This is a genomic window from Vibrio splendidus, from assembly GCF_024347615.1.
Lineage (GTDB): Bacteria > Pseudomonadota > Gammaproteobacteria > Enterobacterales > Vibrionaceae > Vibrio > Vibrio splendidus.
This window is the reverse complement of sequence record NZ_AP025508.1, coordinates 3,297,455-3,310,817: the sequence shown is the minus strand read 5'-3', so window position 1 is coordinate 3,310,817 and position 13,363 is coordinate 3,297,455. Positions and strand designations below refer to the sequence as shown.

Annotated in this window: 8 protein-coding genes and 9 tRNA genes; 16 read left to right on the top strand and 1 reads right to left on the bottom strand. The window is 45.0% G+C overall.

Annotation, left to right across the window (positions count from 1 at the left end; genetic code table 11):
- Positions 1–138: 138 nt before the first annotated feature.
- Complete coding sequence (gene mutS, locus OCU90_RS14635) at positions 139–2,700, bottom strand: DNA mismatch repair protein MutS (protein WP_061022527.1); 2,562 nt, start codon at positions 2,698–2,700, stop codon at positions 139–141.
- A 124-nt stretch (positions 2,701–2,824) separates the two neighbouring features.
- Between mutS and pncC the strand changes: the two genes are divergently transcribed.
- The 16 genes from pncC (at position 2,825) to oadA (ending at position 13,359) form a co-directional block, all read left to right on the top strand.
- A complete protein-coding gene (gene pncC / locus OCU90_RS14630) occupies positions 2,825–3,319 on the top strand; it encodes a nicotinamide-nucleotide amidase (protein WP_029222254.1) in 495 nt (164 codons plus the stop codon).
- A gap of 139 nt (positions 3,320–3,458) precedes the next feature.
- Entirely contained in the window at positions 3,459–4,499 is a 1,041-nt protein-coding gene (gene recA / locus OCU90_RS14625) for a recombinase RecA (RefSeq protein WP_004735435.1), read from the top strand.
- Positions 4,500–4,822: 323 nt separating this feature from the next.
- Positions 4,823–7,405 carry an alanine--tRNA ligase gene (gene alaS / locus OCU90_RS14620; protein WP_061022525.1) on the top strand — a complete coding sequence of 861 codons (2,583 nt, stop codon included), beginning with the start codon at positions 4,823–4,825 and terminating at the stop codon, positions 7,403–7,405.
- Positions 7,406–7,625: 220 nt separating this feature from the next.
- Positions 7,626–8,807: an aspartate kinase gene (locus OCU90_RS14615; RefSeq protein ID WP_080583151.1), complete on the top strand. Its 1,182-nt coding sequence runs from the start codon at positions 7,626–7,628 to the stop codon at positions 8,805–8,807.
- A gap of 92 nt (positions 8,808–8,899) precedes the next feature.
- Positions 8,900–9,097 (top strand): carbon storage regulator CsrA, encoded by a 198-nt coding sequence (gene csrA, locus OCU90_RS14610; protein WP_004415691.1) that lies wholly within the window; start codon positions 8,900–8,902, stop codon positions 9,095–9,097.
- Between the two features lie 477 nt (positions 9,098–9,574).
- Positions 9,575–9,667 (top strand) — tRNA-Ser (locus OCU90_RS14605).
- Between the two features lie 46 nt (positions 9,668–9,713).
- Positions 9,714–9,790 (top strand) — tRNA-Arg (locus OCU90_RS14600).
- A 48-nt stretch (positions 9,791–9,838) separates the two neighbouring features.
- Positions 9,839–9,931: transfer RNA gene (locus tag OCU90_RS14595), tRNA-Ser, on the top strand.
- Between the two features lie 85 nt (positions 9,932–10,016).
- Positions 10,017–10,093: transfer RNA gene (locus OCU90_RS14590), tRNA-Arg, on the top strand.
- An 83-nt stretch (positions 10,094–10,176) separates the two neighbouring features.
- Positions 10,177–10,253 (top strand) — tRNA-Arg (locus OCU90_RS14585).
- An 84-nt stretch (positions 10,254–10,337) separates the two neighbouring features.
- Positions 10,338–10,414 (top strand) — tRNA-Arg (locus OCU90_RS14580).
- Positions 10,415–10,498: 84 nt separating this feature from the next.
- Positions 10,499–10,575: transfer RNA gene (locus OCU90_RS14575), tRNA-Arg, on the top strand.
- Between the two features lie 83 nt (positions 10,576–10,658).
- Positions 10,659–10,735 (top strand) — tRNA-Arg (locus OCU90_RS14570).
- 101 nt (positions 10,736–10,836) lie between these two features.
- Positions 10,837–10,913: transfer RNA gene (locus OCU90_RS14565), tRNA-Arg, on the top strand.
- A gap of 375 nt (positions 10,914–11,288) precedes the next feature.
- Entirely contained in the window at positions 11,289–11,546 is a 258-nt protein-coding gene (locus OCU90_RS14560) for an oxaloacetate decarboxylase subunit gamma (protein ID WP_010435831.1), read from the top strand.
- A 31-nt stretch (positions 11,547–11,577) separates the two neighbouring features.
- Positions 11,578–13,359, top strand: coding sequence for a sodium-extruding oxaloacetate decarboxylase subunit alpha (oadA, locus tag OCU90_RS14555; protein ID WP_029222724.1), 1,782 nt, complete (start codon positions 11,578–11,580; stop codon positions 13,357–13,359).
- Positions 13,360–13,363: the final 4 nt, after the last annotated feature.

The following is a 13,363-nucleotide window of genomic DNA, read 5'->3' as shown; positions in this document are numbered from 1 at the left end:
TGATGATGTTTCTTTGAATAGAAGACAAATAAAAACGCTGACTCTAAGTCAGCGTTTTTTTTGTTTTGGCTTTTGTATTTCATGCTGCTGACTTAAGCGACAGTACAAAACGACAATAACAAGCTACTTGGAAAGAGACTAAAGCAACTTCTTCAAACGGTAGAGCTCTTCTAATGCTTGGCGAGGAGTTAAATCATCAGGGTCAACATTCGCAAGTGCTTGTTCTACTTCACTCGGTTCAGGTATCAGGCTCAGTTGGTTAGCGATATCAACGCCGCTTGGCTTTGATGTCGGAGAGTCGATACTCAATGCCTCTAACTGAGTCAGCTTCGCGCGTGCATTTTTGATTACCGCTTTAGGTACACCAGCCAATCCAGCAACCGCAAGGCCGTAAGATTTACTTGCTGCACCTTCTTGAACTGCGTGCATAAACGCAATGCTGTCACCGTGTTCTACCGCGTCTAGGTGCACGTTAGCCAGTGTCGGAAGTTGGTTAGGCAGCTCAGTTAGCTCAAAGTAGTGCGTTGCAAACAGTGTCATCGCATTGATTTGATTGGCTAACCATTCCGCACTTGCCCAAGCCAATGACAAACCATCGTAAGTACTGGTACCACGACCGATTTCATCCATTAACACTAGGCTATTTGGTGTTGCGTTGTGCAAAATATTCGCGGTCTCTGTCATCTCAACCATGAAGGTTGAACGACCCGAAGCTAAATCATCGGATGCACCAATACGCGTAAAGATACGGTCGATAGAACCAATCGTCGCGCTTTCTGCTGGAACATAACAACCAATATGAGCCATCAGCGCAATGAGTGCGGTCTGACGCATGTAGGTCGACTTACCACCCATGTTTGGACCTGTGATGATCAGCATCTTACGTTGATCGTTGAGGTCGATAGGGTTAGCAATAAAGGGTTCGTCCATCACTTGTTCAACTACGGGGTGACGACCAGCCAGAATTTGTATACCAGCAGACTCTGTCATTGTTGGACGACAGTAATCAAGGGTGTCTGCACGTTCAGCTAAGTTTTGTAGAACATCAAGCTGAGACACTGAAGATGCAATGTTTTGCAGTCGCTCTAGATAAGGCAATAACAAATCAAACAACTCTTCCCACAACTTCTTCTCGATAGCTAGGGCTTTCGATTTAGAGCTGAGAACTTTGTCTTCGTGCTCTTTCAGCTCAGGAATAATGTAACGTTCTGCATTTTTCAGCGTTTGGCGGCGAACATAGTGTGGTGGCACAAGATGGCTTTGTCCGCGGCTTACCTGAATGAAGAAACCGTGGACGTTGTTGTAGCCAACTTTTAGCGTGTCGATACCGTGACGTTCACGCTCTTCTTGCTCAAGCTTATCCAGAAACTCGGTTGCACCTGCAGCAAGGTCGCGCCATTCATCTAGCTCGGCGTTGTAGCCTTCTGCTATCACACCACCATCGCGGATAACCACGGGTGGGTTCTCTTTGATCGCACGCTCAAGCAGTTCAGATACTTCATCCACAGGCGAAGCATACTGAGCAAGCTGAGTTAGATATGGGTGTTTAAGTTGCGTTAGCGTTTCAGCAAGCTCTGGTAGGTATTCCATCGCTTGGCGAAGTCGTGCCATATCACGTGGACGTGCAGAGCGAAGGGCAAGACGAGCAAGAATACGTTCGATATCACCGATCTGTTTCAGCGTTGGTTGTAACTCTGTAAATAGAGCAAGATCTTTCATTTCACCAATCGCATCTAAGCGTTGGTCAAGAGCTGAAATATTACGCATGGGTTGATGTAGCCAACGCTTAAGCATACGGCTACCCATAGCCGTCGCGGTGTGGTCAAGCACTTCAGATAGGGTGTTATCGGTGCCGCCACTAAGATTTTGGGTGATCTCCAAATTACGGCGAGTAGCCGCATCAAGGATCACAGAATGATCTTGCTTATCCATTGTGAGTGAACGGATATGCGGAAGGGCAGTACGTTGCGTATCTTTAACGTATTGGATCAGACAACCCGCAGCGCATAAACCTAGTTTTGCGCTTTCAACACCAAAGCCAACTAAGTCACGAGTACCAAATTGTTGATTCAGTTGCTGCTTCGCTGTATCTAATTCAAATTCCCATACCGGGCGACGGCGATTGCCATTACGACTTGCCATCAAATTTACAGGTTCGAAATCTTCAGGGAATAGCAGTTCACGTGGTGACGTTCTTTGTAGCTCTGCCGCCATTGCTTCTTCGGTTTCCGGCTCACATAGTTGGAATCGACCAGAAGTAATATCAAGCGTCGCGTAGCCAAATTTACCATTGTGGTGGTAAATGGAGGCTATAAGGTTATCAACACGCTCAGAAAGCAATGCTTCATCCGTTACTGTCCCTGGTGTCACAATTCTTACGACAGCGCGATCAACCGGGCCCTTTGAAGTTGCTGGATTACCAATCTGCTCACAAATTGCTACGGACTCGCCCAACTGCACTAACTTCGCAAGATAACCTTCCACGGCATGGTATGGAACGCCCGCCATAGGGATAGGCTCACCGTTTGAAGAGCCACGTTTAGTTAGTGAAATATCGAGGAGTTGAGAGGCTTTCTTAGCGTCATCGTAGAAAAGCTCGTAGAAATCTCCCATGCGGTAGAACAGCAAAATTTCTGGATTTTCTGCTTTTAGTTTTAGGTACTGCTGCATCATAGGAGTATGTTTTTGATCGGCTTTCACAGTTAACTTCTTTCGTTTATTTCTATTGCGGCTTAGGATACGTGAAAGCGTTTCGTGCGAAAAGCGACACATGCGAAAAGATGCAAATCCAAATGATATACATCTAGATTAAGGGAAGCCAAAGATGCAGACGACTCAAGCTCTTAGTGAAAAACTCGGACACTTACTTGCGAAGCATAAACATGTATTAGTGACGGCTGAATCTTGCACTGGCGGTGGCGTTGCAAGCGCGGTAACGGATATTGCTGGTAGCTCGGCTTGGTTTGACCGTGCTTTCGTGACCTACAGTAATGAAGCGAAACAAGAGATGATCGGTGTTCAGCTTGAAACCTTAGTTGAGTTTGGTGCTGTGAGTGAGCCAGTGGTTATAGAAATGGCTCACGGGGCACTGCAACATTCAAACGGCACTATTTCTGTGTCTATCAGCGGTATTGCTGGCCCGGGCGGCGGCACGGAAGAGAAACCGGTAGGGACTGTGTGTTTTGCTTGGAAAGCAGTAAATGGGTGGAACAAAGTAGGAACGCATGTATTTACAGGCGATAGATCACAAGTACGCCAACAAGCTACGCACCATGCCTTACAAGTTATTTATGATTACCTATCAATGGAAGACAAGTAACATTTGTACAAATTATTTTCATACAGGTATAGACACTGTATGAATCAACAGTATAATAAAAGCCAATTAGTCACCCCTTTGTGGGTTAGAAATAGATTCTAAGTCGCTTGTTGAAACAACCGATTATGTGGAGATAGAAATGGACGAGAATAAACAAAAAGCGTTAGCTGCAGCCCTTGGTCAGATTGAAAAGCAATTTGGTAAAGGTTCTATCATGCGTCTTGGTGATAACCGCACAATGGACGTAGAAACTATTTCTACAGGTTCTCTATCTCTAGATATCGCACTAGGTGCTGGTGGCTTACCGATGGGACGTATCGTTGAAGTTTACGGTCCAGAATCATCAGGTAAAACAACGCTAACGCTTGAGCTTATTGCTGCAGCGCAGAGAGTGGGTAAAACGTGTGCATTCGTGGATGCGGAACACGCACTTGACCCTATCTATGCTCAAAAGTTGGGTGTTGATATCGATGCTTTGCTTGTATCTCAACCTGATACCGGTGAACAAGCTCTAGAAATCTGTGATGCACTGGCTCGTTCAGGTGCTATCGATGTTCTTGTTATTGACTCGGTTGCTGCACTAACACCTAAAGCAGAGATCGAAGGCGAAATGGGCGATAGCCACATGGGTCTTCAAGCGCGTATGCTTTCTCAAGCAATGCGTAAGCTGACAGGTAACCTTAAACAGTCTAACTGTATGGCTATCTTCATTAACCAAATTCGTATGAAAATTGGTGTAATGTTCGGTAACCCAGAAACAACAACAGGTGGTAATGCACTTAAGTTCTACGCATCTGTTCGTCTTGATATTCGCCGTACTGGTGCAATCAAAGATGGTGATGAAGTTGTTGGTAACGAGACTCGTATCAAGGTTGTTAAGAACAAGATTGCTGCACCATTCAAACAAGCTGAAACTCAAATCCTTTACGGCAAAGGCTTCAACCGCGAAGGTGAGCTTATCGATTTAGGTGTTAAGAATAAGCTAGTAGAGAAAGCGGGCGCTTGGTACAGCTACAAAGGCGACAAGATCGGCCAAGGTAAATCAAACTCTTGTAAGCACCTACGTGAAAACCCAGAGATCGCTCTGGAACTTGACACTAAGCTTCGCGAATTGCTACTGACTCCTGCTGTTCTTGAAGAAAAAGGCGCAGAGAAAGAAGAAGAAAACGAAGAGCTATAAGCTAACGGTTTATAGAGCGGGTGTTTGAAATGAACATCCGCTTTGAAAGAATAGGAAGCCTCGCATATTTTATGCGGGGCTTTTTTTGTCAAAGTATCTGTCCCCATCCTTGCAGCGCCTTGCTAGATCTATTTGGTTGTTTGAGGTAGCTTGCCAATTTTTTGTTTGTTCCCTATCTGAGCTAGTGGAATATTCTTCATTTTATCGATTTCCAACTAAAATCCTGCCCAAGGGTGTCTTTTCTACAAGAAAACTAGTCGAAGCCTTAACCATGATCTACAATACGGCAAAATTCTAACTCGACTATTTTCAGGAAGAGCTGCATGTACATGAGCACTGATGAGGTTCGCAACGCGTTCCTTAAGTTCTTTGAGAGCAAAGAACACCAAATCGTAGACAGTTCATCGTTAGTTCCACATAACGATCCAACCCTGCTGTTCACTAACGCAGGTATGAACCAATTCAAAGATTGCTTCCTAGGCGCCGAAAAGCGTGCCTACTCTCGAGCAACTACGGCTCAGCGTTGTGTACGTGCGGGTGGTAAACACAATGACCTTGAAAACGTAGGTTTCACGGCTCGTCACCACACATTCTTCGAAATGCTAGGCAATTTCAGCTTTGGCGATTACTTCAAAGAAGAAGCGATTGGGTTTGCTTGGGAATTCCTGACTGAAACATTAGGTCTGCCAAAAGATCGCCTGTTAGTAACGGTTTACGAGACAGATGACGAAGCGTTCGATATCTGGAACAAGAAAGTAGGTATTCCTGCTGATAAGATTGTTCGTATCGGCGACAAAGAAGGTGGCAAGAAGTTTGAATCTGATAACTTCTGGACAATGGGTGACACAGGTCCTTGTGGTCCATGTACTGAAATCTTCTACGATCACGGTGAGCACATTTGGGGCGGACGCCCTGGTACACCTGAAGAAGATGGTGACCGTTTCATCGAGATCTGGAACAACGTATTCATGCAGTTCAACCGTCACGCTGACGGCACTATGGAACCGCTACCTAAGCCAGCTGTAGATACTGGTATGGGTATTGAGCGTATCTCTGCAATCATGCAGGGCGTTCACTCTAACTACGAAATTGATGTATTCCAAAAGCTAATCAAGGCGACAGCAGAAGTAGTAGGTCACGACGACCTATCTAACCAATCGCTGCGCGTTATTGCTGACCACATCCGTTCTTGTTCATTCCTAATCGCTGATGGCGTAATGCCTTCAAACGAAGGTCGTGGCTACGTTCTACGTCGTATTATTCGACGTGCAGTTCGTCACGGTAACAAGATTGGTGCACAAGGCGTGTTCTTCCACAAACTTGTGGGTGTACTGGCTGAAGTGATGGGTTCTGCGGCTGAAGAGCTTAAGAAACAGCAAGAGCTTGTTGAAAAAGTACTTCGCATCGAAGAAGAGAACTTTGGTCGCACGCTAGAGCGTGGCATGGTTATCCTTAACGACGCATTAGACGCACTTGAAGGTAAAGAGCTTGACGGTGAAACAGTCTTCAAACTTTACGATACATACGGCTTCCCAGCTGACCTTACTAACGATGTAGCTCGCGAACGCGACTTTACTATCGATGAAGAAGGTTTTGAGAAGGCGATGGAAGCACAGCGTAAGCGTGCTCGTGAAGCGGGTCAGTTCGGTACTGATTACAACGCAACGATCAAAGTAGACACTAACACTGAGTTCTGTGGTTACACAGGTACTGAAGGTGCTGGTGAAATTTCTGCGTTATTCGTTGACGGCGAAGAAGTATCTTCACTATCGGCTGGCGACAAAGCAATCATCATCCTTGAAGAGACACCATTCTACGCTGAGTCAGGCGGTCAATGTGGTGACGCTGGTACGCTAAGCACTGCGTCGGGTCTATTCAAAGTACAAGATACTCAGAAGCTAGGTAATGCATTTGCACACCACGGCGAGCTAGTTGAAGGTGTATTTGCTCAAGGCGATAAAGTAGAAGCGCGCGTTGATGCTGAGCGTCGTGCTGCTATCTCACTAAACCACTCTGCAACTCACTTACTTCACTCTGCACTGCGCGAAGTGCTAGGTGAGCACGTTGCACAAAAAGGTTCTTTAGTTAAGCCAGACAACCTACGTTTTGACTTTTCTAACCTTGAAGCGGTAACACCGGCACAGATCAAGGAAGTAGAGCGTTTGGTTAACGTACAAGTCCGTAAGAACCACGTGATTGAAACCAACATCATGGACATCGAGTCAGCGAAAGAAAAAGGTGCAATGGCACTGTTTGGCGAGAAGTACGATGATGAAGTTCGCGTTCTATCTATGGGCGATTTCTCGACTGAACTTTGTGGTGGTATCCACGCAAGCAACACGGGTGATATCGGCCTATTCAAGATCACTTCTGAAGGTGGTATTGCTGCGGGTATTCGTCGTATTGAAGCGGTAACGGGTGAAGCTGCTCTAGATGCAGTTGATGCTCAAAATAACGCTTATGAAGAGAAATTGGCTGAATCGGCTAAGAAAGCGAAATCGCTAGAGAAAGAAATCCAACTACTTAAAGAAAAGATGGCTGCAGCTGAAGGTGCAAACATCATGGGTAAAGTGGAAGACATCTCAGGTACTAAAGTTCTGGTTGCTGCAATTGAAGGAGCAGATAACAAGAACCTACGTACTATGGTTGATAATGCTAAAAACCAAGTGGGTAGCGGCATCATCCTGATTGCGAACGTAGCAGACGGTAAAGTTGGCTTGATTGCTGGCGTAACCAAAGACCTTATCGGCAAAGTAAAAGCGGGTGATCTCGTTAAGATGGTTGCTGAGCAAGTTGGCGGTAAAGGCGGCGGTCGTCCAGATATGGCTCAAGCGGGCGGTACAGACGTTGAAGCGCTGCCTGAAGCGCTTAAATCTGTACGTACTTGGCTAGAAGAGCGTCTTTAAGCTTAAGTAATTGATACAAAGATGCCCAATCAGTTGATTGGGCATCTTTTATTTTGCCTATTGGAAGTGTGTTTAAACAAGGTTTGATTGAGATTAACCAAGAAGTCTAATGGTGGCGTTAGACTCCTTGGTTAATTTTTTATTGCTTCGCCCTGACGCGGAGTATGTGTTTTTTTGTCATATATAGACATTGGTCTTGGGAAGGTGAGGACGGGTGAAAATGCCTCTTATCGTGCAGAAATTTGGTGGAACGTCGGTGGGTTCAATAGAGCGGATCCATCATGTAGCAGAAAAAATCATTGAAGCGAAAAATGAAGGGAACCAGATCTTGGTTGTCGTTTCTGCTATGTCAGGTGAAACAAATCGGTTAGTTAACTTAGCTTCACAAGTTGATAGTGTCCCAAACGCTAGAGAATTGGATGTGTTGTTAACGGCTGGAGAACAAGTTTCCATGGCTTTGTTGGCGATGACGTTGCACAAGTTGGGTTATGAAGCGACATCGATGACCGGCTATCAAGCCAAGATACACACCGATTCTAATCATAATAATGCGACGATTGAGCGTATTGATACCGCTCCTATTAGAGCGCTATTAGATGATGACCAAATTGTCATTGTTGCAGGTTTTCAAGGCGTTAATGCGAAAGGTGACATTACAACCTTAGGGCGAGGTGGTTCAGATACCACGGCCGTTGCATTAGCGGGCGCGCTTCAAGCTAAAGAGTGTCAGATCTATACCGACGTTGATGGCGTATATTCCTGCGACCCTAGAGTGGTTAAGCAATCTAAGAAATTAGATACCTTAGACTTTCCCTCTATGGAAGAAATGGCTCGCAGAGGCGCTAAGGTTTTGCACCTTCCATGTGTTCAGCATGCGTGGCGACACAATGTACCACTGAGAGTACTTTCGAGTTTTGAAGAAGGCGAGGGCACTCTCATCGCGGGTAATGATTGTTTGAATGATATTGCTGGAATAGCCATTCAAAGAGATATGGTTCGCATCGAGTGTTTGAATCAAGATTTACCGTCTCTCATGTCGCATTGCCAGTTGTTAGGGATCGAAGTCTGTAGTGTGATCGAGGAAACAGAACGGGCAGCGCTCATTATCAAACCGGACATAAGTGCTAAATTAAAACTAGTTTTTGCTGAAAAAATCCGTAATAGTGAATATGTTAGTTTGTTAACTGTGGTAGGAAGCCGAACGCAAGAAATTGTGGTCAGTTCACATGGATTGTTGTCTGAAGGCGAAATTGATGTACAACATCACTTATTGCAGCAGCAGTCTTTAACTTTGGTGATATCACCAACGCAAGTCGATATAGCTGCTAACATATTACACAATGCATACATCGTAGCGCGTGAAACACAGGGTTATCTTAAAAAAGAAGTGCATTTTGGTTAAATAAACTCAATCGATAGTTTACGAAAATATAACTTTTGTTGGATAATGCTCTCGTAGCTAGATAAATTTAGAGATTACTCAAGGAGCAAAGAATGCTAATTTTGACTCGCCGTGTTGGCGAAACACTGATGATTGGTGATGAAGTAACAGTTACTGTACTAGGCGTTAAAGGTAACCAAGTACGTATTGGTGTTAACGCACCTAAAGAAGTATCTGTTCACCGTGAAGAGATCTACATGCGCATTCAAGCTGAAAAAGGTAATGGTAACGTTGCATCTGGCAACTACTAATACTTTTGCGTAGAAGAGGGGCTAGCATTGTTGCTAGCCTTTTTTGATCTTGGGGTGCACATAATCACAACTTAGCAATAGGTTGATTCACTAGCTGGCTTAGTTATAGATGCTGGATGGAGTGCTTGATATAGAAAAGCCAAGCCACCAGAGTTAACTCTTATTGAAGCATCATGATATTTGTTTGCCATAGTTCAAGTTTTACTGACTTACCCTATGGCGAAATAGAGCATCCCGTAGTATGGTGCAATCAGCAGTTACACTTACTGCGAGATAAATTAGATAATTGTTTTCCGCTGTTAATTATTGCCAATCTTTCACCTTAATTTTTAAGGGAAAAAGCGCTAATTGGATGTTATAAGTTCAATTTGCAAGCGCTTTGATTAAATTGCAAACGGTTGAATGTTTTTGTCCGGTTTTTTTCAATAAAGTGTTTGACATATTTTCGGTAAAACGTAATATGTGCCTCCGCAAGACGGTGAGGTGGCCGAGAGGCCGAAGGCGCTCCCCTGCTAAGGGAGTATGTGGTTTATAGCCGCATCGAGGGTTCGAATCCCTCCCTCACCGCCATTTCTTGCACGTTTGAATTTGCAAGCAAACACAGAAGTAACAATGTGCGCCCTTAGCTCAGCTGGATAGAGTACCTGGCTACGAACCAGGCGGTCGGAGGTTCGAATCCTCCAGGGCGCACCATTCTTTAGATTACTTTGTTAAGAAGTAATGGATAAGAATAATGAATTAGGTGAGGTGGCCGAGTGGCCGAAGGCGCTCCCCTGCTAAGGGAGTATGTGGTTTGTAGCCGCATCGAGGGTTCGAATCCCTCCCTCACCGCCATTCATTACAGGCCTATGGCCTTTTTTTTGTTTCGTAGAAACAAGAATGTGATATATTTCACAACTTCTTCACTTGAAGATACCGTGCGCCCTTAGCTCAGCTGGATAGAGTACCTGGCTACGAACCAGGCGGTCGGAGGTTCGAATCCTCCAGGGCGCACCACTATTTAGGGTTTTCATTAATCCTGATGTTGAACGTTTAGTTTTGCTTTATTGCCTTAACTGAAAGCTTGATATCGAAACCGTGCGCCCTTAGCTCAGCTGGATAGAGTACCTGGCTACGAACCAGGCGGTCGGAGGTTCGAATCCTCCAGGGCGCACCACTATTTAGGGTTTTTATTAATCCTGATGTTGAACGTTTAGTTTTGCTTTATTGCCTTAACTGAAAGCTTGATATCGAAACCGTTGCGCCCTTAGCTCAGCTGGATAGAGTACCTGGCTACGAACCAGGCGGTCGGAGGTTCGAATCCTCCAGGGCGCACCACTATTTAGGGTTTTCATTAATCCTGATGTTGAACGTTTAGTTTTGCTTTATTGCCTTAACTAACAATTTAATATCGAAACCGTTGCGCCCTTAGCTCAGCTGGATAGAGTACCTGGCTACGAACCAGGCGGTCGGAGGTTCGAATCCTCCAGGGCGCACCACTTTTAGGGTTTTCACTAATCCTGATGTTGAACGTTTAGTTTTGCTTTATTGCCTTAACTAACAGCTTAATATCGAAACCGTTGCGCCCTTAGCTCAGCTGGATAGAGTACCTGGCTACGAACCAGGCGGTCGGAGGTTCGAATCCTCCAGGGCGCACCACTATTTAGGGTTTTCACTAATCCTGATGTTGAACGTTTAGTTTTGCTTTATAGTCTTAACTACTTTATTGCCTTAACTAACAGCTTAATATCGAAACCGTTGCGCCCTTAGCTCAGCTGGATAGAGTACCTGGCTACGAACCAGGCGGTCGGAGGTTCGAATCCTCCAGGGCGCACCACCTTATTAAAGAAAGCCTCGTTTATACGAGGCTTTTTTTATGTCTGCTGCAAATTTGTTGCGATAGTGTTAAATTTTATCGTTGTTTAACTTGTTGTATTTAAAGTAATTCTTGATTGCTTCTTTGTTATTCCACCTTTCTCATATCATTTCTAAGAAAAGCCCCGTTTAAGTCACAGTTTAAATATCTATAAATGACGTATTTGACAGATTTATGTGATCTGATAGGCGAATAATTAACCTTATGTGTGCGTTATCCGTAACAGAACCTTAAACAAAATTGACAAACTTTTACCAATCGAGATAATCCATGGGTCGGGATCACTATTCGCTGAAATCCTGCACGTATGTCAGGATGACGAAGAAAGGAAGCAACATGACTAATATTGGAAGCCTGCTAGGAGATGCGGCGACTCTAATGATAACGGGGATGTCCGTTGTCTTTATTTTCCTAACTATTCTAGTTTACCTCGTTCGGTTGATGTCAAAACTGGTACCAGAAGAAGTACCAGAGCCGATCGCAGCACCTAAAAAAATTAAAAAATCACAATCAAACCCTTCAGCTGTTAGTCCACAGGTAGTGGCAGCAATTTCGGCCGCGGTTCATCAATACCGTGCGTCTACTGCTAAGTAGCATTTAAAGGATTAAAAAGGAGTTTATGAGCATGTCTAAACCACTAGCTATCACAGATGTGGTACTTCGTGACGCGCACCAGTCACTATTTGCTACTCGTATGCGTATCGAAGATATGCTGCCAATTGCGGCAGAACTGGATAAAGTCGGTTACTGGTCTTTAGAGACTTGGGGCGGCGCAACGTTTGATTCGTGTATTCGTTTTCTAGGAGAAGATCCGTGGGAGCGTTTGCGTGAGCTGAAAAAAGCGATGCCAAACACACCAATGCAGATGCTACTGCGTGGTCAAAATTTATTGGGTTACCGTCACTACGCGGATGATGTAGTAGAGAAATTTGTTGAACGTGCCCATAAGAACGGCATGGACGTATTCCGTATTTTTGATGCGATGAATGACGTACGTAACTTTGAAACAGCAGTGAAAGCAACGATTGATGTTGGTGGTCACGCTCAAGGTACGTTGTCTTACACAACCAGTCCGGTTCACAACTCAGATACTTGGGTTGATTTGGCTAAACGCCTAGAGGATCTAGGTTGTCATTCACTATGTATCAAAGATATGTCAGGTTTATTAAAGCCGTATGAAGCGGAAGAGCTGATTACACGTATCAAATCATCGTGTGACGTTCCTCTAGCGTTGCATAGCCACGCGACAACAGGTCTATCGACAGCAACAGCGGTTAAAGCCGTTGAAGCGGGTATCGATATTCTAGACACCGCTATTTCTTCAATGAGCTGTACTTACGGTCACACGCCAACCGAAACGGTTGTTGCGATGTTAGAAGGTACAGAGCGTGATACCAATCTTAAGCTCGATCAGATCGAACCCATCGCGGCTTACTTCCGTGATGTACGTAAAAAGTACGCGAAATGGGAAGGTCAGCTAAAAGGTGTTGATTCACGTATCTTGATTGCTCAGGTTCCTGGCGGCATGTTAACCAACATGGAAGGCCAGCTTAAAGAACAGGGCGCAGCCGATCGTATGGACGAAGTGCTCGAAGAGATCCCTCGCGTACGTAAAGAGTTGGGTTACATTCCTTTGGTAACTCCTACTTCTCAGATTGTTGGTACTCAAGCGGTTATCAACGTTCTGACGGGTGAGCGCTACAAGAGCATCACTAAAGAGACTGCGGGTCTACTGAAAGGTGAATACGGTCAAGCGCCTGCTGAGGTTGATGCTGAACTGCAAGCGAAAGTGTTAGATGGTGCAGAGCCAATCACGTGTCGTCCTGCTGATTTACTTAAGTCTGAAATGGATACGTTAACGACAGACCTTTTAGAAAAAGCGAAATCAGATGGTATTTCACTCGCTGAAGATACCGTTGATGATGTACTGACATACGCACTTTTCCCACAAGTTGGTCTTAAGTTCCTTAAGAACCGTCGTAATCCTGAAGCATTTGAACCTGCACCAACTGCAGAAACGGCAGCTCCTGTTGCGGCACCACAGCCTGTTGCAGGTAGCATTGAAAGCTACAGCGTGAAGGTTGATGGTCAAGTTTATGATGTTGAAGTCGGGCCACAAGGCGAACTGACATCAGTATCTCCATCAGCGAAACCAGCACAAGCGTCTCAAGCTGCACCTGCCGCGGCTTCTGATGCAGAAGCGGTTCCAGCTCCATTAGCAGGTAACATCTTCAAAGTTATCGTTCAGCCTGGTGTTGAAGTGGCTGAAGGCGATGTGCTACTGATCTTGGAAGCGATGAAAATGGAAACGGAGGTTCGTGCTGCTCGTGGTGGTATCGTTCAGGAATTGAATGTTAAAGAAGGCGATGCAGTTACTGTAGGCGCTCCACTACTAAGCTTAGCGTAAGGGA